This is a genomic window from Desertivirga arenae, assembly GCF_017355785.1.
Classification (GTDB): domain Bacteria; phylum Bacteroidota; class Bacteroidia; order Sphingobacteriales; family Sphingobacteriaceae; genus Desertivirga; species Desertivirga arenae.
The window spans coordinates 466,468-489,575 of sequence record NZ_JAFEWE010000001.1 but is presented as its reverse complement, the minus strand read 5'-3'; the positions used below and the strand labels follow the sequence as shown (position 1 = coordinate 489,575).

General features: G+C 40.0%; 21 protein-coding genes. 15 read left to right on the top strand and 6 right to left on the bottom strand.

The genetic code is table 11. From position 1 onward, the window contains the following. Nucleotides 1-62 precede the first annotated feature (62 nt). The 7 genes from J4N24_RS01850 (at nucleotide 63) to J4N24_RS01820 (ending at nucleotide 6,965) form a co-directional block, all read left to right on the top strand. Nucleotides 63-659 carry an HD domain-containing protein gene (locus tag J4N24_RS01850; RefSeq protein ID WP_242691471.1) on the top strand — a complete coding sequence of 199 codons (597 nt, stop codon included), beginning with the start codon at nucleotides 63-65 and terminating at the stop codon, nucleotides 657-659. Nucleotides 660-673: 14 nt separating this feature from the next. Continuing rightward, nucleotides 674-1,036 (top strand): nuclear transport factor 2 family protein, encoded by a 363-nt coding sequence (locus tag J4N24_RS01845; RefSeq protein ID WP_207531931.1) that lies wholly within the window; start codon nucleotides 674-676, stop codon nucleotides 1,034-1,036. Between the two features lie 161 nt (nucleotides 1,037-1,197). Then, the gene (locus tag J4N24_RS01840; RefSeq protein ID WP_207531930.1) at nucleotides 1,198-1,431 is read left to right on the top strand and encodes a hypothetical protein; all 234 of its coding nucleotides are present in this window, start codon (nucleotides 1,198-1,200) and stop codon (nucleotides 1,429-1,431) included. An 85-nt stretch (nucleotides 1,432-1,516) separates the two neighbouring features. After that, nucleotides 1,517-2,833 (top strand): zinc dependent phospholipase C family protein, encoded by a 1,317-nt coding sequence (locus tag J4N24_RS01835; protein ID WP_207531929.1) that lies wholly within the window; start codon nucleotides 1,517-1,519, stop codon nucleotides 2,831-2,833. Nucleotides 2,834-3,185: 352 nt separating this feature from the next. Then, nucleotides 3,186-4,103: an AraC family transcriptional regulator gene (locus tag J4N24_RS01830; RefSeq protein ID WP_207531928.1), complete on the top strand. Its 918-nt coding sequence runs from the start codon at nucleotides 3,186-3,188 to the stop codon at nucleotides 4,101-4,103. Between the two features lie 126 nt (nucleotides 4,104-4,229). After that, nucleotides 4,230-6,314 (top strand): CehA/McbA family metallohydrolase domain-containing protein, encoded by a 2,085-nt coding sequence (locus J4N24_RS01825; protein WP_207531927.1) that lies wholly within the window; start codon nucleotides 4,230-4,232, stop codon nucleotides 6,312-6,314. A gap of 336 nt (nucleotides 6,315-6,650) precedes the next feature. Next, entirely contained in the window at nucleotides 6,651-6,965 is a 315-nt protein-coding gene (locus tag J4N24_RS01820) for a hypothetical protein (protein WP_207531926.1), read from the top strand. Here the strand turns inward: J4N24_RS01820 and J4N24_RS01815 are convergent. Beyond that, entirely contained in the window at nucleotides 6,931-7,530 is a 600-nt protein-coding gene (locus J4N24_RS01815) for an RNA polymerase sigma factor (protein WP_207531925.1), read from the bottom strand. The genes J4N24_RS01820 and J4N24_RS01815 overlap by 35 nt on opposite strands. A 118-nt stretch (nucleotides 7,531-7,648) precedes the next feature. Between J4N24_RS01815 and J4N24_RS01810 the strand changes: the two genes are divergently transcribed. The 3 genes from J4N24_RS01810 (at nucleotide 7,649) to J4N24_RS01800 (ending at nucleotide 14,326) form a co-directional block, all read left to right on the top strand. Continuing rightward, a complete protein-coding gene (locus J4N24_RS01810; RefSeq protein ID WP_207531924.1) occupies nucleotides 7,649-8,791 on the top strand; it encodes a FecR family protein in 1,143 nt (380 codons plus the stop codon). Nucleotides 8,792-8,999: 208 nt separating this feature from the next. Next, nucleotides 9,000-12,488: a TonB-dependent receptor gene (locus tag J4N24_RS01805; RefSeq protein WP_207531923.1), complete on the top strand. Its 3,489-nt coding sequence runs from the start codon at nucleotides 9,000-9,002 to the stop codon at nucleotides 12,486-12,488. Nucleotides 12,489-12,511: 23 nt separating this feature from the next. Then, nucleotides 12,512-14,326 (top strand): RagB/SusD family nutrient uptake outer membrane protein, encoded by a 1,815-nt coding sequence (locus J4N24_RS01800; RefSeq protein WP_242691470.1) that lies wholly within the window; start codon nucleotides 12,512-12,514, stop codon nucleotides 14,324-14,326. Between the two features lie 169 nt (nucleotides 14,327-14,495). Here the strand turns inward: J4N24_RS01800 and J4N24_RS01795 are convergent, their stop codons facing one another. Both J4N24_RS01795 and J4N24_RS01790 read right to left on the bottom strand, forming a co-directional pair. Then, nucleotides 14,496-14,675 (bottom strand): hypothetical protein, encoded by a 180-nt coding sequence (locus J4N24_RS01795; protein WP_207531921.1) that lies wholly within the window; start codon nucleotides 14,673-14,675, stop codon nucleotides 14,496-14,498. Between the two features lie 119 nt (nucleotides 14,676-14,794). Then, a complete protein-coding gene (locus J4N24_RS01790; RefSeq protein ID WP_207531920.1) occupies nucleotides 14,795-15,715 on the bottom strand; it encodes a M28 family peptidase in 921 nt (306 codons plus the stop codon). A gap of 201 nt (nucleotides 15,716-15,916) precedes the next feature. On the opposite strand from J4N24_RS01790, the gene J4N24_RS01785 reads away from it, so the two are divergent. Next, a complete protein-coding gene (locus J4N24_RS01785; protein ID WP_242691469.1) occupies nucleotides 15,917-17,329 on the top strand; it encodes a pectate lyase family protein in 1,413 nt (470 codons plus the stop codon). 83 nt (nucleotides 17,330-17,412) lie between these two features. On the opposite strand, the gene J4N24_RS01780 is transcribed toward J4N24_RS01785, so the two are convergent. Continuing rightward, nucleotides 17,413-17,574, bottom strand: coding sequence for a hypothetical protein (locus J4N24_RS01780; RefSeq protein ID WP_207531919.1), 162 nt, complete (start codon nucleotides 17,572-17,574; stop codon nucleotides 17,413-17,415). Nucleotides 17,575-17,667: 93 nt separating this feature from the next. Next, nucleotides 17,668-17,829 (bottom strand): hypothetical protein, encoded by a 162-nt coding sequence (locus tag J4N24_RS01775; RefSeq protein WP_207531918.1) that lies wholly within the window; start codon nucleotides 17,827-17,829, stop codon nucleotides 17,668-17,670. 233 nt (nucleotides 17,830-18,062) lie between these two features. Here J4N24_RS01775 and J4N24_RS01770 point away from each other — a divergent pair, with 233 nt between their 5' ends. Continuing rightward, on the top strand, nucleotides 18,063-18,950 hold the full coding sequence (locus J4N24_RS01770) for an aldo/keto reductase (protein ID WP_207531917.1): 888 nt from the start codon (nucleotides 18,063-18,065) through the stop codon (nucleotides 18,948-18,950). Between the two features lie 59 nt (nucleotides 18,951-19,009). Here the strand turns inward: J4N24_RS01770 and J4N24_RS01765 are convergent, their stop codons facing one another. Further along, nucleotides 19,010-19,441 (bottom strand): GNAT family N-acetyltransferase, encoded by a 432-nt coding sequence (locus J4N24_RS01765; protein ID WP_207531916.1) that lies wholly within the window; start codon nucleotides 19,439-19,441, stop codon nucleotides 19,010-19,012. A 195-nt stretch (nucleotides 19,442-19,636) separates the two neighbouring features. Here J4N24_RS01765 and J4N24_RS01760 point away from each other — a divergent pair, with 195 nt between their 5' ends. The 3 genes from J4N24_RS01760 to J4N24_RS01750 are packed head-to-tail and all read left to right on the top strand — an operon-like array spanning nucleotide 19,637 to nucleotide 23,091. Continuing rightward, nucleotides 19,637-20,950 carry a BNR repeat-containing protein gene (locus tag J4N24_RS01760; RefSeq protein ID WP_207531915.1) on the top strand — a complete coding sequence of 438 codons (1,314 nt, stop codon included), beginning with the start codon at nucleotides 19,637-19,639 and terminating at the stop codon, nucleotides 20,948-20,950. A 13-nt stretch (nucleotides 20,951-20,963) separates the two neighbouring features. Continuing rightward, entirely contained in the window at nucleotides 20,964-22,109 is a 1,146-nt protein-coding gene (locus J4N24_RS01755; protein WP_207531914.1) for a glycoside hydrolase family 88/105 protein, read from the top strand. Nucleotides 22,110-22,113: 4 nt separating this feature from the next. Further along, nucleotides 22,114-23,091, top strand: coding sequence for a family 43 glycosylhydrolase (locus J4N24_RS01750; protein WP_207531913.1), 978 nt, complete (start codon nucleotides 22,114-22,116; stop codon nucleotides 23,089-23,091). Nucleotides 23,092-23,108: the final 17 nt, after the last annotated feature.

Below are 23,108 nucleotides of genomic sequence, written 5' to 3'. Positions count from 1 at the left end.
GTTAATTCCATAAGGGTTCTACTCACGGTTAATTTTTTTATTAAGGTTAGTTTGATTTTTAAATGATGCAAGCAGAAGATCTATTGAAGCAAATCGCTTTTATTAAGGAAATTGATAAAGTCAAATTTATTCAACGTAAGACGAAGCTTTTTAACAGTGACCGGAACGAGAACGATGCCGAGCACAGCTGGCACTTAGCCATGATGACGATTGTTCTGGCTCAACACTCCAATGTTCCCATCGATATTTTAAAGGTTCTGAAGATGGTATTGATCCATGATGTCGTCGAGATTGATGCTGGAGATACTTTTATCTATGATACCGCAAAAAGCCATTCCAATACAGATGAAGAAAGAGTAGCTGCTAACCGGATCTTCGGGTTGTTACCTAAGGAGCAAGCAGAGGAATTTATCGCCGTCTGGGAGGAGTTTGAATTAGGACAAAGTAATGAGGCGAAGTTTGCAAGATCGATGGACAGACTTGAACCTTTACTGCAGAATACGTCAAATAATGGGGGAACATGGCGGGAGTTTAATGTAGACTATCATAAAGTTTACGAGAAAAAAAAGGTAATTAAGGAAGGTTCGACGAGCTTATGGAACTTTGCGGAAAACCTAATAAACAAGAGCGTTGAAAAGGGGATATTGAAGAAAGTTTAAATAGGTTTATAGGTATGGATATTAAAGAAACCGCTATTTCATTTTTAAAACTTGCAGGCACCGGTAAGGTGAAGGAAGCATTTGACTTATATGTAGCCTCCAGTTTCATTCATCACAATCAATATTTTGAAGGAACACGTGAGGCTTTGCAGAAGGCAATGGAAGAAGCCCATAGGAATAGTCCTAACAGATCTATAGATATCAAGCATTCTTACGTCGACCACAATACTGTTATTACTCATTCTCTGGTGGTAAAGCATGAAATGGATATTGTTGTCGTGCACATCTTCCGGTTTGAAAATAATAAGATTGAAGAGCTTTGGGATCTGGGGCAGGCGATCGAAAAGAACTCCCCAAATGAAAATGGCTTATTTTAGGAAAGACTGGCGGAGAAAAAACATATAACGGTGTACAGGAAACCTAATAAATAAGTGGCTTTTGTATGGTTAAACATACAATTAGCAAAAGGAGGGAAGTGGTATGGTGTTAGGAAATTGTTATGGCAGGGTTTCTGTATGATTAGCAGAAACACACTGCTATGAAAAAGCTAAATATGGCGTTAACATTAGCCTTTATAAATGTGATGGCATTTGCGCAGGAAAAGGCTGTAGACGCAAACGTAGATTTAAATGTCAATGATGGTTCTGGTGGAAGCTCATTCCCCTGGATGTACCTGATAGGCGCAATATTATTGATAGTTCTTCTTTTTGCTCTTTTAGGGGGCAGAGGTACTGATAGAACCGTGGAACGGAGAACTGTTATTAAAGACTAGCTTTCCAAAGCTTAATAATTAAAGAGGCTGTGACTGCAATCCAGTCTCTTTTTTGTTTTTGAAATTATGTAACCAATTATACTGCATGAGGAATTTCTACTCTATCTCTTTTTTATATACAAAATATTATTTTCTAAGTTTAGTTACTGCTTGCAGCGTCTTGATGCATCCCGTTTCTTCAAAAGCTTATTGTTTGCTTACTCACGAAGCCATTATAGATGCAAGTTGGAAATCGGTTATCGAACCAAAGCTTTTAGCAAGATTTCCCCAGGCCAAGGAAAAGGAGCTTCTGAAGGCTCATTCTTATGCTTATGGTGGAGCCATAATGCCTGATATTGGGTACAGCCCCTTCGGAAGTATGGTATACACTGACTTTGTACATAATGTGAGAACGGGCGATTATGTTACTGCGTTATTGGAAGAAGCGGAAACCCTGGATGAACTTGCATTTGCCTTAGGTGCTCTGGCACATTATCTAGGAGATAATTATGGACATCGGTTAGCGACAAATGTAGCTGTGCCTTTAGTATATCCACAGGTTGGTAGAGATTTCGGAGATACCGTTACTTATGCCCAAGACCATTTATCTCATTCAAGAATGGAATTTGCGTTTGATGTTCTGCAAACTGCAAGAGGCAATTACGCTTCTAAACAGTATCATGACTTTATTGGCTTTAATATTTCAATTCCCGTTATAGAGAAAGCTTTCTACAGAACATACGGAGTTGCACTTCGGGATGTATTCAAAAGTTTGCCTGTAGCTATATCAACTTATCGCTGGACTATAAAGAGCGTACTTCCAACGATTGTAAGAACGGCCTGGGCAAAGAAGAAGTCCGACATTAAAAAGCTTAATCCTTCTGCAACTGCAAGGATCTTCTCGTACCGTATGAAAAATCGGACCTATTACCATGAATTTGGCAAAGACCATCAAAGGGCAGGAGTTTTTCCAACGGTCCTTTCTGTATTAATACCCGTGCTCCCGAAAATCGGACCTCTTGCAAAGTTGAAGTTCAAGGAGCCTACTGTTGAGGCAGAAAAGCTTTTTATCAGAAGTTTCGACAGCACATTAGTTTACTACAGAAAGGCAACAACTGTAAACGGGAATTCGGGGACCCTTTCTTTTGCAAATAAGGCTCTTGATACCGGTTTTCCAACAGCATGGGGAGAATATCCAATAGCAGATGATAGTTATATCAACCTGCTATTGAAACTAAATGAGAAGCACTTTCAAAACGTGAGCCCTGAAATAATGATCCATCTTACTAATTTCTTTAATCCTGCAAAAGCTCCTGGTACGAGGAAAAGTCGCAAAAAATGGAAAGAGGTGAATCTTGCGTTGAATAATTTAAGGAGTGCAAGCTTAAGTAAGCAGGAGCAGGCATTGCTTCAGGAACGGTAGTGATATTTACAATTCAATCGCCCTAAATTCGACAAAATCTGCAGGCAATCCGTCACCATAAGAAAAACGGTTTCGAGGAGTTTGACAAGCATATTTTTAAGCCAGGTGAGGATAAACGCATAGGTGTTAAGATGAAATTGAAACTCTTCAAACCTTTTTAAAACAATTCAGGATAGTATTACTTCTTACAGAATCCAAATTTTGGGTAAGGTAAATAGAGGAAGGGAGCCGTTCTCATAACGCTCCCATTCTTACTTACTAATTTTGGTGATTCTTTTTATCAAAAAACTTTATTAAAGTCTTCTCAAAAAACCATGTATTCTTGCTTCAAATTTATTTTATGAATTGAATTATGATCGGAAGTGAAGAAATAAAGATTGATTATCAACGCCGGTTAAACCGTGTGTTTGAGTTTATCGACGAGAATTTGAATTCAGATCTTTCTCTATCTATTGTTGCAGACGTTGCTTTTTTTTCTCCATACCATTTCCATCGCATATTTAAATCTATAACAGGCGAAACTCTGAATGACTATGTTAGCCGGAGGAAAATAGAAAAAGCTGGAGCTGACCTTTTGCATACCAACTTGAAATCTATAGAGATTGCCCATAAATACGGCTATGCAGATGACGCTTCGTTTTCGAAGGCTTTTAAAAAGTTTTTTGGAGTAAGCCCCACAACATTCAAGAAGCAAAATCCCAACAGACATAGCAAGATCCGACAACTGGATAGCAAGACTGGACAAGCTTATCCTGACTCTGACAAATACCTTTGTATCATTAATGAACTTAAAGAGTGGATAAAAATGAATGCAAAGATTGAAGTAAGAGAAATGCCAGAAATGAACCTGGCATATGTTTCCAATATCGGACCTCAAAATCTGGCCGACTCCTTTAACAAGTTGGTGAGATGGGCTTCCCCACAGGGGCTTCTCAATGGAGATACTAAAATGTTAACGATCTATCATGACAGCTTTAAAGTTACTGAACCCAGCAAGGTAAGGATGAGTGCATGTATAGTTTTGACCAAATCGGTAGATCCAAGTAGCGAAATTGGACTTGCTTCCATGGATCCGGGAAAATGTATAGTTGCAAGTCTTGAAATTCACTTAGATGAGTTCGAGAAGTCCTGGCAAGGTTTGTTTGTGTGGATGAATGAGAATGGGTATAAAAAGGCAGAAAGAAATCCTTTCGAGATTTATCACAATAATTTTAATGAGCACCCTGAAAGAAAGTCCATCGTGGATTTTTGTATTCCGGTAATTAGCTAAATGCCAATTTGAGACAATGCAGATATAACTTGATACAATTGCTGATCTAGAATTGCTTTTCTTGGAGGTTGAAGAGATGAACTTGCTTTTTGCCAGTCAATGCCTCATGTTTGAAACTACCTGTTTATGAAAAGAGTATACCTGTTGTTATTACCTCAGTTGTTTTCACTTGCCAGTATCTTTGCTCAGCCGGTCGTGGATATTGAAAATTTCGGCGAGAATGGTGCTGAATTTTATAATGCTAAAGAAGGAGTGGTGATAACCTGGCCTTCTGGAAAAGGAAGTAAAGGGAAGTTAGTGTTGAACCTTGATCCTGGCAAGCCCTTATTTAAAAGCATTCAACTTGCAGAGAGACAGTCTTTTTCTGAAATCGCTTCTAATCTTAACCCAGCCTTTGTACTGAGGGTAGGCAAACGGACTCTCAGCCCGTCAAGCGGTGGTTGGGACGTTTTTTTCGATCGTGTGCCCTCAAGGCCTTTTCAAACTTATTTATTAGATATAGAAAAAAGGAAAGCCAAGATCAGGACAGAAGGTGCAAGAACGGTAGTGACTATACCAGGTGTGAAAGCCCCCGGTTTCAGTGGAGACCTGGAGATCACTCTTTATAATGAAAGCCCTTTATTTAATATATCTGCAACTGTATCTACAGATAAAGATTCTACCGCAATTTTATATGATGCAGGACTTGTATCGGAAAAGGTAGTATGGAAAAGTCTGGCATGGTCTGATCTACAAGGGACGCTAAGAAGAACTGTTGCTTCCCCCAGCGATGTCAGCAGAAATCTTGAAGTAAAGTATCGTGCGATCATCGGTGAAAGCCATGGAGGAAGCCTGGCACTCTTTCCGGCTCCTCATCAATACTTTTACCCCCTGGATGAAGCTTATAACTTGAAATTTACCTGGTACGGAAAAGATTATCTGAAAATGATTTCCGGTTTTGCCCTCGGAATTCGCCAGGATCCTGAGGGAGATAAAAGATTTGTTCCTTGGTTCAATGCTCCTCCTGGTACCAGGCAAAGGCTAAACTTCTTTTGCCTTCTAAGTAAAGGTGATGGACTGCAGGCACTAAATGAGGTGAAGAAGTATACACACCATGATGCGTTCAAGCCTCTGCCTGGGTACAAAACGATGGCTAGTCATTTTCACAACGAATTCATATCGAATGTTGCCTTAGCAGGAAAGCCAGTTCCGGAAAATCCGGAATTTGTAGATGTACTGAAAAAAGCTGGTCTGGATATCGTAAAACTCGCAGAATTCCATGGGCCAGGTCATCCAAAAGGGCCAGACTCAGTAAGACTTAAAGAATTAGCGAGTTTGTTTGAACAAACTGAGAGGCTTTCAAATAAGGACTTTCTCTTAATGCCAGGGGAGGAGGCAAATAATTTTTACGGAGGGCATTGGTTGGCATTTTTTCCAAAACCAGTTTATTGGGTGATGTCCAGAGGTGCAGATCAACCTTTTTTAAAAGAAGATCAGAGGTACGGGAGGGTTTACCATGTTGGGAATAAAGCCGAGATGCAAAAACTCCTGGAGTTGGAGGGCGGCCTTGCATGGGTAGCTCATGCGAGAACGAAAGGTTCCACTGGCTTTCCTGACTTGTATAAGAATGAGGATTTTTTTAAGTCTGATACTTATTTGGGAGCTGCATGGAAGGCAATTCCTGCAGATCTTTCCTGGGAAACTTTAAGTAAGAGAGTTTTAAATCTTATGGATGATATGGCTAACTGGGGATTAAAGAAGCACGTGATCTCTGAATCTGATATTTTTACGATCACCCATCAGAACGAGATGTATGCCCATTTGAATGTGAATTATTTACAAATGGATAAGTTGCCGGATTATAAGGATGGATGGAAGGAGGTATTGGATGTTCTGCGGGCGGGGAAGTTTTTTGTATCTACAGGAGAAGTGCTCTTCCCATCGTTCAGCATAAATGGTAAGGCTGCTGGTGAGACATTGATATTGGATAACAAGGGGGATGTGGAAGTTAAAATTAAAATAGACTGGACTTATCCTTTGAATTACGCCGAGATCATTTCGGGTGATGGTACGAAGGTTTACAGGCAGAGAATTAATTTGAACAGTACAACAGCGTTTGGTAAGAAGGAGTTTCGCTGGTCTACAAATTTGGCAGGAAAAAAATGGGTGAGGGTTGAAGCCTGGGACATAGCTGCAAATGGGGCTTTCACCCAAATGATCTGGATAAAGTAAGATTTTAGGTATTTCACTTTAACGCTAATTTCTCCTATATTAGAGTCACTTAACCTTAAGATATGGGATTATTTTCTGAAGACGAACCTTCGAGTTACGAAATTCATAATAGAAAATTCATCTGTCATGTTTGTAACAGCGACACATTCTGGAAACGAGAGGCTCAATTAAATACAGCCGCAGCCAGCTTCTTTAATTTCGATTGGGCAAATAAGAGTGCAACTTGCCTTGTTTGTTCTGAATGCTCCTACATTCATTGGTTTTTATTGTAATTACATTTTTTATTGAACCACCCGGCGTTTTATAGGTTTAAGAGTTTAATCAACATAATGACCTATGAAAATTCAGAAGCTAGTAAATATAAAATTACTTAAGGGCCTTGCTGCTTCAGCTACAGGGGCGGAAGCTAATGGTGCGGAGGCAGTAGGAGCACAGGCAATTGGAGCCAGAGCTGTTGGCGCGCTATCAATTGGAGCAGTTGCCATGGGCGCTTTCGCTATAGGTGCGATGTCTGTTGGCGCTTTGGCTATAGGTGCTTTGGCTATTGGAAAATTAAAAATAAAAAGGGCGAGAATCCAGCAACTCCACATTGGAGAGCTTAAAGTGGATCATCTGATCATAGATAAAGAGGAGAAAGCATCAATGTCGTAATTTCCATTACAGTAAGAAAGTTGTTCTTCAGAACTTTTCTTAGGTATTTAAGAGCGATGGACAGTTGATTTTCTACTGTTCTTTTAGAGATCTGAAGTTTGTCGGCAATTTCTGAGTTCGATAAATGCTCTGTTTTGCTCATAAGAAATATTTCCTGGCAACGCTTTGGCAGTGGTAAAATTTGCCCTCGAATAGTATTAACAAGCTCAAGTTCAATTTGTCTTACTTCACCTTCGTTTGCTGTAAGGGTATTATTAAACTTATCATAATTATCAACGAGCATCACGGGAGCCTTGGCTAACCTTGTTCTATTGTAATACTGGTATCTCACCGCTGTAAGCATGAAGTGTGGGAATGATTCTATTACAAGCGCCTCCTTCCTTTCCCAGATGTTAAGAAATACATCATGTACTATTTCTTTGCTAAGCTCCGGATCTTTGGTAAGTTTTAATGCTGTTTTGTACAGACGTATCCAATACCTATCAAGCAAGCTTTCAAGAGCGCGGGCGTCACCGGATTGAATAGATGACCAAAGTTCAGTATCGCTTATAGTAAAGTCAGGCATTATAATATGGTAGTGCCAAGTAAGCTATTTCAGGATAGAAAATCAAATTAAAATTTTTTTTAAATTTTATGTGAGGAGTCTCTTAAACTTTACACTATCTCATTATAAATACCAATTAATGAACCGCGAAGAATTCATCAGGCTCTCTGAGAAATATTTGTCTGGTAAGGCTACTGTTGAAGAACAAGAACAGTTAAAAGCCTATAACGATCAGATACAGCTGGATAACGATAGCTGGAATGAGGGTATGGGGGATAGGGAAGAGATCTATTATGAGATTTCTAATGCCGTTTCTTCAAGTGTAGCTGCCTCAAGCCGGAGAAAAAGGTTCTTCAGGTATTCATTTCCAATTGCTGCCTCTCTTTTAATTATACTATCTGTAGGCATGTTATTTCTGAATAGAAATATATCCAGAAATAAGCAGATCACAAAAGCATCCTATAAACCAGTACTTCCTGCAGAAGATAAAGCCTATTTAACCTTATCAGATGGAAAGAAAATATTACTTGATTCAACACAAAACAATTTAACAACTGAGTTTGGCATTAAACTTCATAAGGAGAAAGACGGGTTATTGGTTTACAACCTTAGCGGACTAAAAGAGCAACTTTCAGTGGACGAAACTCTTTATCATGTTATTTCGACCCCTAAAGGTGGGAGGTATAGCATTGTATTGGCAGATGGCTCTAAAGTTTGGCTAAATGCAAGCTCATCCATTCGATTTCCACTCGCTTTTAATGGGCACCAACGGAAGGTCCAGCTTATTGGAGAAGGTTATTTTGAAGTCGCAAAAAATAAAGAAAAACCTTTCATAGTTGAAGCTAGCGGAACGGAAGTCAAAGTATTGGGTACTCATTTTAATGTTTCTGCATATGCTGAAGACGGCCTGGTAAAGACCACTTTGTTAGAGGGGAGTGTGAGATTTGAACATAAGGGAAGCAGTGTGTTGCTCACGCCAGGTTATGCAGCAACGGCGAAGCTCGCAGAAGAGGACATATCAACCCAGAGAGCAGATATACAGGAAGCGGTATCATGGAAGAATGGCTTGTTTATTTTTCATGATGAAAATATAGCTGCAGTTGCACATAAAATCTCCCGTTGGTATGATGTGGAAGTAGTGCTGGAAGGCGACGTAAGGGACAAAGAATTCGGGGGTGCCGTTTCCCGTTTTAAAGAGATTACCGAGATACTGGAAATGATGAAACTAGCCGGTGGAATAAATTACAAAATTGAGGGAAGGAGGGTAACCATAATGAACTAAACAACTACTTCTACAGGGTTACAAAAACAAATCAAACCGGAAGCGTTCGCACCGCCTCCGGAATGATGGCAAGGCCGAAGTTAGAACCCGTTTTTAAAATCCAGTTAACGAACCTATTTTTTACGAATCCTACATTCAAATGTATAAAATCTACAGTGCAATTCTATGCAGGTGGAAATCCTGTCGCCATTCAAATTATTTCCGCATTATGAAACTAACTTTTTTTCTGAGCCTGATGGCTTTTATGCAGGTTAGTGCTTCTTTTTTAGCACAGAAGATTAGTCTGGATAAACGAAATTCCTCGCTAAGCCAAACCCTTAACGAGATAAGGGACCAAAGCGGCTACAATATTTTTTATGATGCCAAACTCATCAAAAATGTTCGTATCAGCAGTATTCAACTTAAGGATGCGAGTATTCAGGAAGCTCTCGATAAATGTCTCCTCGGTCAAAAACTAGGTTATGTTATTAAACAGAACACCGTTATTATTACCCCTAAAATTGAGGAAAAGACCGGACAGAGGGCTGCAACAGCCATTCGTGTAACTGGTCTTGTAGTAGATACAGACAAGCAACCTTTAATAGGTGTTGCGGTCAAGGTTAAAGGTGCTAAGACTGGATCAATGACGGGTGTTGACGGTCGATACGCAATTACCGTTCCGGATGAAAATGCTGTACTCGTTTTTACTTATCTCGGTTTTGCTACGAAGGAAGTTGTTGCAAATAAGCCTGTAATTGATGTGATAATGACTGCAGCACCAACTGCTTTGAACGAAGTGGTGGCCATTGGATATGCTACTGTCAGGCGTAAAGATCTTACCGGTGCCTCTGCTTCAGTGAGTGGGGAGGATTTAAGAATAGCTCCTGTTACTACGGCCGCACAGGCTTTAACTGGTAAAGTAGCCGGCGTAAACATTGTTACTCAAAGCGGGGCACCAGGGGCGAACTACAATATCACTGTTCGTGGCGGTGCTTCTATTACTCAATCTACAGAGCCCTTGTATATCGTGGATGGTTTCCAGATGGATAACGGCTTAAGTAACGTAGATATTAATGACATTGCTAGTATTGATGTACTAAAAGATGCTTCTTCCACTGCAATTTACGGAGCACGCGGATCAAATGGGGTGGTTTTAATCACAACCAAATCGGGTAAGGCGGGCAAGACCGAACTAACCTATAATACCTACTTTGGGTTCGAGGGACTAAGTCAGAAACTTCCGGTACTTAACGCCCTGGATTATGCGAAATATCAGTATGAGTATCAGTTATTGGCAGGAAAGCAAGATCAATGGGCGGCCTATTTCGGTGGTGATATCAATGCTCCTGATTTTTATACAGGTGCGGCTGCTCGAATTAATAGTCAATATAGTTCAGCCGAAACAATAGACTGGCAGGATGAAGTTTTTGGAGGACATGCTGTAACACAGAATCACAACGTAAACATAACTTCAGGAACCGAGAAAACACGTTTTATGCTTAGCTATAATAATACTGGTCAGAATGGTATTCTGGATAAGTATGGTTACAGTAAGAATGGTTTAAGATTTAAATTGAACCATGAGGTATTGAAAGGCTTTCGTTCGGATTTCAATGTGTATGTAAACAGCAGAAGAATAGATGGCGGAGGCTCGTTGGGTGGAACATTGAAAATGAGCGTACTTCAACCCAGTACTGGTGGTGTGAAATATACCAAGGATCAGCTGCTTTTTACAGACTTGAGTGATGAGATGAAGGCAATTAACTCTCAATATGACATCTATAATCCCATCATCACTAATGATGCGGTAACCAATACAGGGTTTACAAGACAAGCGGTAGCGAATGCTGGATTGGAGTTAGACATCACTAAAAATCTAATGTTCCGTACAGCGGGAAGCTATTCCTGGGAGCAGAGGAGAAATGATTTTTGGGATGATGGACGCACCCAGACAGCAATTACCAATGGAGGTCCTTATGGCTCAAGGAATAATTTTGAAAAATCGGCATGGCAGCTTACTAATACCCTTAACTGGAAACAGGATCTTAATAAGCACCAGTTGAACTTGCTGCTTGGCCAGGAGACCCTATACGAAGAAGCTCTCGGGCTGGAAAACACGTATTATGAATTTCCCGAGGCTAATTTTGAGTTGGATGATGTTTCTTTGGCTTCAAATACAAAAAACAGGTATAACTCTAACCGGGGAAATTTTACTCTGCTATCTTTCTTTGGTCGGGTGGCCTATAATTATAAAGGGAAATATATAGCTAACTTTACTTTAAGGTCAGACGGCTCGTCGAAGTTCGGTACAGGTAATAAATGGGGAATGTTCCCTTCTGCTTCAGCAGCATGGCGGATTTCTGAAGAGGGCTTTATGAAGGATCAGAAGGTATTTGATAACTTGAAACTCCGTGTAGGATATGGTACCTCGGGTAACAATAATATAAAGAACTATGTTTATGCAACAAGTTATGTTTCGGGAAGCTATACCATTAATAACCTGAAGTATCCAACACTAGTTCCTAATAACATGCTCGGTAATAGTGCACTGGTATGGGAGAAAATCAAATCGACTAATATTGGATTGGATGCAGATTTTTTGAAAAGCAGGATAAGTGTAGGTCTTGATTGGTATAATAATATTTCAGATGACCTATTGATTGAAAATGCTATCCCTGCGTCTACAGGTTATCCTGCTCAAACTCAAAACATAGGTTCTTTCCGGAACAGAGGTTTTGAGGCGGTCCTTAGCACTATAAATGTTCGGAAAAAGGACTTCCGCTGGAATACCAATTTTAATATTGCTGTTAATCGGTCTAAGGTGCTGAAGATCTATGGTAAGTCTGATGCAGATTATTTTACCAGGAATTACGGAAGCCGGATCGATTATATGATCAAAGTAGGTCAACCTTTGGGCCAGTTCTACGGCTATAAATACGATGGTATTTATACAACTGATGATTTTACTCAGAATGCTAACGGAACTTATTCCCTTAAACCGGAAATTGCACGACCAAAAAGTAATGCTACAGGTACCGGAGTTAAGCCAGGAGATTTGAAGTATGTGACAACGGCAGGCGAGAATGTAAATGGAAGCCCGGTGTGGTCAACGGCAGACCGTGTGGTAATTGGAAATGCCCAGCCAAAATTCCAGGGAGGTTTTACCAATACCTTAAACTATAAAAACTTTGATCTTACTGTATTCATGAACTTTATGGTAGGGAATGACGTTTTTAATATGAATACTCAGCGGTTTATTGGGCCCTACCTGCCTAATCAAAATCAACTCGGAGTTACACGTGATCGTTTCACTTTAATTGATCCTAATACCGGTCGTGAAACTACTGACCTTGCCAGGCTGGCTGCACTAAATCCTCAACAGTATGATAAGAAAGCTGTATGGAGTTTGAATGCAAGAAATTCAATTGCTATAACAGATGCTCTGGATTATTATGTTGAAGATGGTTCATTCCTGAGAATTGGAACGGTAACCATGGGCTACACTATTCCTAAGTTAATCAGTAGTAAAGTGAAGCTTAAGAATGCAAGGATCTATGCTACGGTGAATAATCTATATACTTTCACCAAGTACAAAGGCTACGATCCTGAGGTGTCTTCTGCAAATGATGTAGATAATACAGTTCTTACGATGGGCGTCGATAATTCAGCTTATCCGAGAGTTAAGACATATGTGGTAGGTTTAAATGTATCATTCTAATAAAAGTTATTCTAATGAAAATCATGAGAAAAATATTAGGGTTAAGCAGTGTTCTCTTTGCATTAGCCGGCTTAAGTTCATGTGAGAAATTTTTGGATCGCCCCGCGGCCGATAGCTTCAACAATGAAACAATTTTCACTACTCCTGCGAGGGCTGAAATGGCCGTAGTAGGAGCTTATGAGCAAACCTTCAATCGAGAGCTTTATTACCAGTTTGGAATGGGAACTGATGAATGTATGTCTACAGAAGGAGAAACGAATAGTAAGAACCAGGTGGCTAATTATGTTTATACCACCGCAAATATTCCTACTTCTACCTATTCTGCAATGTACCTCGGAATAGAGTACGTGAATGCAGCAATAGCAGGCATCCAAAAAATGCAAGTGACTTCAGAAGCTGATAAAGCACGATTAAATATGCTTTTGGGCGAATCCTATGCAATTCGTGCAATGAACTACTGGAATCTGGTCCGTTTTTTTGGGGACGTTCCATATACGGATATTCCTGCAGTGCAACTTACTACTTTTGAGTCATCAAGGGTAAGCAGGGATACTATTTATGATCGATGTATTGCTGACCTCCAAAAGGCAGTAGAGCTACTTCCCTGGAAGAGTGCAGGAGCTGTGCCTACTGCAGAACGTTTTACAAAAAATGCAGCTTATGGGATTCTGGCTCGTGTTGCATTATATGCTGCAGGGTATTCTCTTCGCTGGGATTTGAACACGTATTCACCGGCTTCAGTAAAGATTGCTCAGAGGGCGGACGCCCAAAGAATTAAGGAACTTTATAAAATAGCAGCAGATGCCTGTAAGGCTGTAATAGACAAGAAAGAAAATGCTTTGCTTCCTAAATTCGAGACGGTGTGGAAAGACCTTATTAATAATCGTTACAACAGTGAAAATATGCTGGAGTACGGTCAGTTCGGTAAAGATAACAATGGCTCTGCTGTCGGTTACACTAATGGAATGTTTATTCACACATCCAGTTTCTTTGGTAAAAGTCAACCTGCTATGGCAGTAACACCTACCTATTGGTTTGACTTTCTTGAAGGAGATCAGCGACGGGATGTAACCATTGCTAACTATGGTATTCAAAATGATAATAGCCGTTTGATGAACACTTATTCAAGTAATACAATTGGTAAGTTCAGGTCTACCTGGGGAAAGGCGATTGGCACGGCCATTAATCAACGCGATATCAATTGGCCGGTCCTTCGTTATTCTGACGTTTTGTTGATGTATGCTGAAGCATTGAATGAATACAATAATGGTCCTACAGCCGCGGCAATTGCCGCTTTTGAAGAAGTAAGGAAACGTGGTTTTGGTGGAGATGCAACAAAGATAGGAACAACGCCAACTACCTACACTGATTTTAGACAAGCTATTATCAATGAACGTAAGTTTGAACTTGGCTTTGAGGCTCTTAGAAGGACAGATCTTGCCCGTTGGGGAATCTTGTATGAGGCGTTAACAGAGACAAAGCAAAAGTTGATCAGACTAGCTCAACGGACAGGAGAGTACCAGAATGTGGATTCGCACAGGGCTTATAAGATTGAAAAAGCAACTGGTTTTGAAGATCCTGTAATTGCCGTTCCTTACACTGGTTATAAATCGCTAACCAAAACAGATTCCACTGCTCTGGTTCAACAAGGTTTCTCTGTGCTCAGGATGCATAATGCTTCGCCTCTCAATTCTCAGGGAGTATTATCGCCTACAGCACCTGTTGTTACTGGACTATTCAGAGGCCTCGAAAAAGAGAAAGTAGAAATCCTGCCACTGGCTACATCCACAATAGATATTAATCCAGGACTAAGAGGGCAGCAACATCCTAAATATTAGGTATTCAGGACTTGAAATAACGGCAGCTGATAGGATAATTAATTAATCTCCTATCAGCTGCCATTTCTATTCAGGATTAGTTTGAGCAGCCCGGCTGTAATTTTAAAATCAAAAATGTATGTAATCAAGCCACACGAAATGGTAGTATTCTTTAAGGGCGAGAAGAGTTTCAGTTTTCTGATTCCCGGTTTGCTAAAAGAATGTTAGATTCTACATTGCGGACAAAGCGCTCCTGATGAATCGCATGATGTATTGCTCTGATCTCCTTCGAAAGGTCTTCGATGGATAGCTGTATTTTAATGGAGTAAAACAGCAGTTCTGTGAGGTTCGGGTCGCCATCAATTAACATAGATTTTTATCTTTTACTGTAAAAATGGTGCATTGAAGATCTGATTTTTTTTGATAACAAATCTAAATTATTACACCAACGCATCAAAATCCTTGATGAACAGAAGGTGGTATCCCTGGCTATTTTTCCATAATTAATTTTTCTCTGAAAGTTTTCTGAAGACTTAATTTTTTATCCAGGTCAGCGACGGTTTTTGTGAGCAATTCTGAAGTGTTTGAAAACGTCTCCCTATCAATTTTTTCATAGTCGTCAGTATATCTGTGATAGTCGGGGTGGTCCTCTACTCCAAAGTATAAAAATGGAATATGTTTTTGATAAAAGGAGTAATGGTCACTTTGATTGGTCCAATCATCTCTCCCTAATCTTGGGTCATCATGCCCTGCCAGCAATTTTACTTCGCCTTTATTGTTATTTGTGACGTATTTCTTCAAGTATGGAAAGTGATGGGTCCCACAAACGAATATTTTTTTGTTGTCGGCCCTGCTGATCATATCTAAGTTGATATTTAAAGCGACAAGATTGAGGGGAACAGGAGGGGTGGAAACAAATGTTTTCGAACCCTGCAATCCGCTTTCCTCTGCATCGAAACAAACAAACAGAAGCGTAAATTCAGGAGGATTGTTTTTAAAGTAAGTTGCCATTGCGAGCAATCCGGCAACTCCAGAAGCATTGTCATCTGCTCCGTTATAAATTGCTCCATTTATTTTTCCGAGGTGATCATAATGAGCGGAAACAATAATGAGATCTTTTCTCTTTCCTGGTATAGAACCCATTACATTAATTCCTGGAAATGCTCCTTTTTTCGAGCCATTAAGTTTAAATTCCTGTTTCCAGCTATTATTTACTCGTTGAAGTCCTATTTCTTTAAATCGCTCGATAATGTATCCGGCTGCTTTTCTGCTCCCTTCAGTTCCAGCCTTTCGTCCTTCATACTTATCCGACGAGAGTTCTTTCACATCTAACAGGAGCTGCTGAGGCCTTGAATTTTTAAAGCAGAAGCTCAAGACGAGGATAAAGGGGATGATATAGCGTATGTTCATGGTTGCAATTTTATTAATTCTGTTAATTTGCCTGCCCGATTACCAATTCCGGCATCGTTTGCATAAATTATTTAGCTGATAGCGTTCCCAGTATCTAAAAAAAGGCTTAAAATTGATCCTAACCAATTAAATCCGTAAATAAAGAACTGTTAGGTAAAGATAGTTTGTTTTACGGCATCTGATGATAGACTTTAATAACGAATGAGATTAAGAACTAATATCTTGAAAGGGCTAAGCTCTCTACTTGTTTTTTCAACAGGTTTAGTTTCTGCCCAGAAAATAGCTTTTCCAAGTGCAGAAGGTTTTGGAAAGTTTGCAAGCGGCGGTAGAGGGGGAAAAGTCCTTTATGTCACCAATCTGAACGATGATGGACCCGGAAGTTTTAGGGCAGCTGTAACTGCCAAGTACCCAAGGATCGTAATGTTTAAGGTTTCAGGAACTATTCATCTTGAATCTCCACTTAGTATTAATCAGGACAATATTACTATTGCCGGGCAAAGTGCTCCTGGTTCTGGAATTTGTCTTGCTGATTATCCTGTTGGGTTAAAGGCAAACAACGCTATCATCAGGTATGTGCGCTTCAGAATGGGCGATAGGAATCAAAACAAAGGTAAAGTGGATGGTGCTGGTGGAGATGATGCATTTGGCGGTGGAAATGGTAAGAAGAATATCATCATAGATCACTGTACAATGAGCTGGAGCACCGATGAAGCTTTTTCGGTTTATGCCGGAGATAGTACTACTTTGCAATGGAATATTATTTCCGAACCCCTAAACTATTCTTACCATTTTGAACAAGGGGATACAGACTTCGAGCATCATGGTTTTGGCGGAATTTGGGGTGGAGCGCATTTATCCGCCCATCATAACTTATTTGCTCATTGTAATAGCCGCACACCCCGGTTTGAAGGAAACAGGCACATTCCACAGGAGTTTGTCGACTTTCGGAATAATGTTCTCTATAACTGGGGAATAAATAACGTTTATGCAGGAGAAGGCGGCCAATATAATATGGTTAATAATTACTATAAGTATGGCCCTAGTACTAACGAGAAAGTTAAATTTCAGATAGCAAATCCCTACAAGATCGAAGGTAAAATTCCTTTTGGAAAATATTTTATTTCGGGGAATTACGTAGACGGGGCCTCAGAGGTAAGCAAGGATAATTGGCTAGGAGTGGTGATGAATAAGGGTACAGAGGCAGATAAAGAGCAATCGAAAAGACAGACAGCTTTTGCCGGAGTAGAAATTAAAGAACAAAGCGCTGAGATGGCTTATGCAAAAGTCCTTACTCAAGTGGGTGCTAGTTTACCTGTCCGCGATACTCTTGACCAAAGAATTATAAAGAATGTTCAGAATAGAACCGGTAGTTTAATTGATGTACAGGGAGGATTTAAGCATGGAACTCCTTACGAGAAGACCACCAAAGCATGGCCTGTATTGAATTCGCTTCCTGCCGCAAAAGATTCTGATGGCGATGGAATGCCTGACTCCTGGGAGCTGAAGCACAAGTTGAATCCCAAAAGCGCTGCTGATGGCCCTCGCTTTTCGCTGGATAAAGCTTATACCAACGTAGAAGTTTATCTTAATTCACTTGATAAGAATAACAAATAATAACGGCTGAAGGAATACTCGCCGCAAGAAAAAAATGCATTAAAGCTTTCGTAGGTCTTTTGCGAAAGCTTTAAAATATTTTGTTAATCGTTGTAAACCCGATTTGTTAAATCAAAAACTTGATAAATACCACCAGGGATTATAACGTATTGAACTCCGTTGTCAATAATTAAGTCGTTGTTAAACTGACCTACAACTTCTCTTAAATGTCCCTGGTAAATAACAAATGCCCCTTCTGTAAACATAGCTATAGATATTAATTTTGATTTTTCTACGATAGCAGGAAAATATATGTTACAACGTTTTTATATTTTATGAACGTATCTTTTTTTAGCAAATTATTCAGTTTCCGAAAGATCGTTCAGGGTATAAACGGGAAAAGCTTGTTTCGGTACTACTAAGAATTCACTTTCGATTTCTATGATAAATGAGTCTCCAACTTCACTTACAACTTCTCTAAGGTAGCCCTCATGGAGAATATACAATCCAACAATATTCATATTCATAGGTTATGTACTGAGCTATACGGAGTTAAGTTGGACAGGTTACAAGATTTTTGAGAAAAAATTGAAATTTAAGAGAGCTGAATTGATTGTAATGCATTGATAGGCAGGTGTTAGAAAAATAATTTTTCAAAGAAGTTTTTTTTGGAGTGATTTAGTGCGATAATTGTATCGATAGTGAATAAAGTTTGGCTTTTTCTCTAGGAAGAGCCTTTTATAATAAAAGTTGAATGGAGAAGATTTACCTAAGCGACGCTGGCCCGAAAGTTTCACCAGCGATATATGGATTTTACAGGTGGAATGAAGAGGCTAATACGCCTGGAACAATGGAGAAAATAATCAATCTCTGCCTTGAACTAGGAATAAATACCTTTGACCACGCTGATTCTTATGGGTCTTACCGCTGTGAAGAGTTATTTGGGGAGGCAATCAGTAAAAAATCTTTCAAAAGGGAGGATATTGTGCTTTTTACCAAATGTGGTTTAAGAGTACCTAATGAAAGTCAGCCAGGTGTACGTATTAAGCATTACGATACTTCGAGAAAACATATTCTCGAAAGTATAGAAAACTCTCTGAAAAAGCTTCGTACTGATTATATAGATATTTTTCTTTTAGACCACCTTGATCCTATTTCAGATCTGGAGGAAACTGCTTATACTTTGCAACAGTTGAAGGATGCGGGGAAGATCAAGCAGATCGGGGTAGCTAATTTCTCTGTATTTCAGCACCAATTGCTGGCATCTTATCTTAAAAGCCGGATTGTAACAAACCATATTGAATTGAACTTGCTGAATACATCAGCTTTAGATAACGGGCAGGTTGATTACATTAAGCAAGGTTACATGCGTCCATTAGCTTCTGCTCCGCTTGCAGAGGGACGGATTGCAAACGGCATAGATGATGATGCAGTTAGGGTAAGGCAAAAATTAACAACTATTGCTGAGAAATATGCAGTAGATATTGAGTCGCTTGCCGTAGCATGGTTAGTTAAACTTGGAGCTTTGCCATTAATTGGAACTACTAACGAGCAGCGTATTCGTAACATCGCTAACTCCTTTAATATTGAGTTAGATAATCAGGATTGGTACGAATTATACGATGCATCCCGCGGGATATAAGACAATATGAGAAGTAGCAGCCTTCTTCCTGGTAATAATACTGGAACGAAGGCTGTTATTTATAAAAGTTCTTTTGTCATGAGAACATGCGGCAAACCAACCTCTTCAAATTCTTCCCCTCGTATTTGATAGCCAAGTTTTTGATAAAAGGTTACTGCAATTTTTCTCGCATGCATAAAAATTCTTCCATGCCCTATATTTCTTGCTGTTTCCTCCGCGAAAGATATAATTTGCGATCCGATCCCCGTATATTGAGCTTCGACTGCTACAGCCATCTGTTTTAGCTGCACTACTTCATCAGACACAATTCTTAAAATACAGCAGCCCAATAGCTGATCCTTCTTGTAGGCGCCTATCAATATGTCGTTTTTCTCTTCTGCCAGGTAGTCTTCGCTGTAATGCAAGCCTAAAGGTTTCCGGAGGATATTATGCCGTAATTCAACCATCTCTTCGTATTCTTTACTTCCCCAAATAATTAAATTAAAGTTCATAAGCCTAAAGGTTGGTCTGTTGCTAAAATTATACAGTATGAAAGGAAAGCAAATAACATGCATTTATTTTTAAGAATTAATTTATTAAAAGAATTGGCTTGAAGACTCGATTTATTTCTTTATCCCCCTCAAAATCTTTATTTACCCCCTTTTAACAGAGGCTTTTTTTCTGATATTAGGACCTTTAAATCTCCCATGCCAATTAGTAAGCTTATTGCCCCTTTCTTTCTTTTGCCTTTGCTTTCTGTTCAGCTTTCATTTGCGCAAACCACCAGTTCTGTAATTGGTGAAGGCTGGGCCAACAATTCGGTGAACACTATCATATTTCGGAAAAACTCATTAGTGTCTTATGAGGGCTACCAGTATGCTGCTTATTACAATGAGGGAAAAAAGGTAGTTCTTGCAAAACGTAAATTAGGTTCAAAGGAATGGTTTACAAAGGAAACTGACTTTAAAGGCAAAACTGAAGACGCTCATAATGTGATTAGCATTATGGTTGATGGAGAGGGTTACCTTCATTTAGCTTGGGATCATCATAATAACCCTCTGCATTATAGTAGAAGTTTAGAACCGGGAAGTCTGGAAATGGCAAGTCCCACCGCCATGATTGGCCGCGACGAGAAGGAATTAAGCTATCCTGAGTTTTATAAATTGCCCAATGGAAACATCTTGTTCTTTTACAGGGACGGAGGATCCGGCAGAGGAGATCTGATCATCAATAAGTACGACACCGGAACAAAGACTTGGTCAAGACTACAGGATAATCTTATAAGTGGCGAGCGGAAGAGAAATGCTTATTGGCAGGCCTTTATAGATACCAGAGGAACCCTCCATATTTCCTGGGTGTGGAGAGAAAGTCCGGATGTTGCCAGTAATCACGATATGTGCTACGCCCGCTCAATAGATGGAGGACATACCTGGCAGAAATCTAACGGTGAGAAATACTCACTGCCCATCACTGCTGCTACAGCAGAACATGCCCTTGTTATTCCCCCAAAGAGCGAACTTATTAACCAAACGTCTATGACCACCGATAAAAAAGGGAATCCCTTTATCGTAAGTTATTGGAGGGACAAAAATCAACAGGTACCTCAATACCACCTGATCTATAATCTTGGTAATAGCTGGGAAACTATTGCTCTCGATTTTAGGAAAACGCCTTTTAGTTTAAGTGGAGGTGGCACGAAAAGGATTCCGATATCGCGGCCGCAGGTATTGGTAAAGGGAGCGGGAAAGAATGCTGGTGTTTTAATGCTTTTCAGGGACGAGGATAGGGGAAGTAAGGCCTCTGGGTTGTTAATGCCAACGCTGAAAAAGAAAACCTGGGAGATCAAGGACCTTTCTGAGGAGAATTTAGGCTCGTGGGAGCCCAGCTTTGATACAGAACTATGGAAAGAGAAGCATATATTGAATTTGTTCGTGCAGCATACTGAGCAGGCCGACGGGGAAGGGATTTCAGAAATGAAACCTCAAGCCATCAAAGTATTGGAATATAAGCCAAAGTTTTAAACAGATACACCAGATGAACAAAATATCTTCATTTACTTATTGTACTCTTTTTTTGCTATTGTTTTCCGCTTGTTCTACTCGGAAGCAGGCAAACATCTCCCAAAATAAGGATGAAGTTTTAGAGATAATCAATAGGGTTAACGGCTATTGGCAAAGTTCTCACCCAGAGCCTGACCGTGCTTTCTGGGATGTTGCAGCTTATCATACCGGAAACATGGAAGCCTACGGGGTTACCAGGAATGAGTCTTTTCGTGCCTATTCAGAAAGGTGGGCCGAAAAAAATGAATGGAATGGCGCTAAGTCTAACAATAAGTCAGACTGGAAATATACTTATGGGGAGAAGGATGATTTTGTGCTTTTTGGCGACTGGCAAATTTGTTTTCAAACGTATATAGACCTTTATCAACTCGACGCTGTAAAGGATGAACGGAAAGTGGCCAGGGCTAAAGAGGTGATGGAATATGAAATGAGTACTTCGAAGCACGATTACTGGTGGTGGGTAGACGGTTTATATATGGTGATGCCGGTAATGACTAAGTTATACAAACTAACTGGAAACAGACAATACCTGGAGAAGTTATCTGAGTATTACCTGTATTCGGATAGTCTGATGTATGATAAGGAAGAGAAGCTTTTCTACAGGGATGCAAAATACATTTATCCAAAGCATAAAACAGCAAGCGGTAAGAAAGACTTCTGGGCTCGCGGAGATGGATGGGTATTTGCTGGCCTTGCCAAAATATTAAAGGATCTACCAAAGGACGCCCCCAACCGGAATTTGTTCGTAAATAGGTTTAAAGGTTTGGCTGAAGCATTGAAAGATGCTCAACAGGCAGAAGGCTACTGGACAAGAAGCATTCTTGACCCGGCCCAGGCTCCAGGTTATGAGACCAGTGGAACAGCCTTTAATACCTACGCTTACCTATGGGGAATTAACAATGGCTATTTAAGCAGGAAAGAGTATTTACCCGTAGTACTTAGATCCTGGAATTACCTTACAAAGATTGCTTTACAAGCCGATGGAAAGGTAGGATATATACAACCTATTGGTGAAAGAGCAATACCTGGACAGGTCGTGGACAAAAATTCAACTGCTAATTTTGGTGTAGGAGCTTTCCTTTTGGCTTCTTCTGAGATGTACCGTTATTTATCAAAATAATTCAATGAAAGTTCTAAAAAAAATAGTTCCAGCCCTGGCTGTTTTTCTAACAGCCCTGAGTTCTTCAGCACAAATTAAGGATACCTTAAATGCTCCAAAACCAGTTCTTCCCGGGGTATTCGCCGATCCGCATATAGCAGCCTTCGGTGATACTTTTTACCTGTATCCCACAACAGATGGAACTGAAGGATGGATGTCGACCTATTTCACCTGCTGGTCTTCCAAAAATCTGGTCGACTGGAAGAATGAAGGGACTATTTTGGATCTGCCTAAAGATCTTACCTGGGCAAAAGAGAGAGCCTGGGCTCCGGCGATTGCAGAAAAGAACGGCAAGTACTACTATTACTTCTCCGCAGATGTAAATATCGGTGTAGCTGTTGCAGATAAGCCGACAGGACCATTCAAAGATGCTCTTGGAAAGCCACTGGTTCCTAAAGGAGCATTAAAAGGACAAATGATTGATCCGATGGCTTTTGTGGATGATGATGGATCAGCCTATTTATATTGGGGACAGGGAAATTGTAATATTGTAAAACTGAACGATGATATGGTCTCCTATGATCCTGCTAAAATAATTTCCATCAAACCTAAGGGATATAACGAAGGAAGTTTTGTATTCAAAAGGAATGGCAAGTATTATCTGATGTGGTCTGAATTCGATACCAGAGATCCGCGTTATTCAGTTGCTTACGCTACGGCCGATTCTCCTATGGGGCCATTTACTAAAGCAGAATTGAACCCAGTGCTTAAAGGAAGGGGAGTTGTTAAAGGGGCAGGACATCATTCAGTAGTTAAAGTTCCTGGAAAAGACGAATGGTATATTGCCTATCACCGCTTTAAAATTCCTGGTGGGAACGGCTACAATCGCGAAACAAGTATTTCGCCTATGAGATTTGACAAGAAGGGTAACATTCTTCCGGTAGATGTTTTTGAGACACCTAAAAACGTAAAGGTTAAGATAGTAAAAGCTTTTAATAAATAGATTCTAACCGTTAAACA

Coding starts and splice junctions, on each gene's coding strand:
- J4N24_RS01850 (WP_242691471.1), top strand. CDS start 63: ATGATGCAAGCAGAAGATCTATTGAAGCAAATCGCTTTTATTAAGGAA.
- J4N24_RS01845 (WP_207531931.1), top strand. CDS start 674: ATGGATATTAAAGAAACCGCTATTTCATTTTTAAAACTTGCAGGCACC.
- J4N24_RS01840 (WP_207531930.1), top strand. CDS start 1,198: ATGAAAAAGCTAAATATGGCGTTAACATTAGCCTTTATAAATGTGATG.
- J4N24_RS01835 (WP_207531929.1), top strand. CDS start 1,517: ATGAGGAATTTCTACTCTATCTCTTTTTTATATACAAAATATTATTTT.
- J4N24_RS01830 (WP_207531928.1), top strand. CDS start 3,186: ATGATCGGAAGTGAAGAAATAAAGATTGATTATCAACGCCGGTTAAAC.
- J4N24_RS01825 (WP_207531927.1), top strand. CDS start 4,230: ATGAAAAGAGTATACCTGTTGTTATTACCTCAGTTGTTTTCACTTGCC.
- J4N24_RS01820 (WP_207531926.1), top strand. CDS start 6,651: ATGAAAATTCAGAAGCTAGTAAATATAAAATTACTTAAGGGCCTTGCT.
- J4N24_RS01815 (WP_207531925.1), bottom strand. CDS start 7,530: ATGCCTGACTTTACTATAAGCGATACTGAACTTTGGTCATCTATTCAA.
- J4N24_RS01810 (WP_207531924.1), top strand. CDS start 7,649: ATGAACCGCGAAGAATTCATCAGGCTCTCTGAGAAATATTTGTCTGGT.
- J4N24_RS01805 (WP_207531923.1), top strand. CDS start 9,000: ATGAAACTAACTTTTTTTCTGAGCCTGATGGCTTTTATGCAGGTTAGT.
- J4N24_RS01800 (WP_242691470.1), top strand. CDS start 12,512: ATGAGAAAAATATTAGGGTTAAGCAGTGTTCTCTTTGCATTAGCCGGC.
- J4N24_RS01795 (WP_207531921.1), bottom strand. CDS start 14,675: ATGTTAATTGATGGCGACCCGAACCTCACAGAACTGCTGTTTTACTCC.
- J4N24_RS01790 (WP_207531920.1), bottom strand. CDS start 15,715: ATGAACATACGCTATATCATCCCCTTTATCCTCGTCTTGAGCTTCTGC.
- J4N24_RS01785 (WP_242691469.1), top strand. CDS start 15,917: ATGAGATTAAGAACTAATATCTTGAAAGGGCTAAGCTCTCTACTTGTT.
- J4N24_RS01780 (WP_207531919.1), bottom strand. CDS start 17,574: ATGTTTACAGAAGGGGCATTTGTTATTTACCAGGGACATTTAAGAGAA.
- J4N24_RS01775 (WP_207531918.1), bottom strand. CDS start 17,829: ATGAATATTGTTGGATTGTATATTCTCCATGAGGGCTACCTTAGAGAA.
- J4N24_RS01770 (WP_207531917.1), top strand. CDS start 18,063: ATGGAGAAGATTTACCTAAGCGACGCTGGCCCGAAAGTTTCACCAGCG.
- J4N24_RS01765 (WP_207531916.1), bottom strand. CDS start 19,441: ATGAACTTTAATTTAATTATTTGGGGAAGTAAAGAATACGAAGAGATG.
- J4N24_RS01760 (WP_207531915.1), top strand. CDS start 19,637: ATGCCAATTAGTAAGCTTATTGCCCCTTTCTTTCTTTTGCCTTTGCTT.
- J4N24_RS01755 (WP_207531914.1), top strand. CDS start 20,964: ATGAACAAAATATCTTCATTTACTTATTGTACTCTTTTTTTGCTATTG.
- J4N24_RS01750 (WP_207531913.1), top strand. CDS start 22,114: ATGAAAGTTCTAAAAAAAATAGTTCCAGCCCTGGCTGTTTTTCTAACA.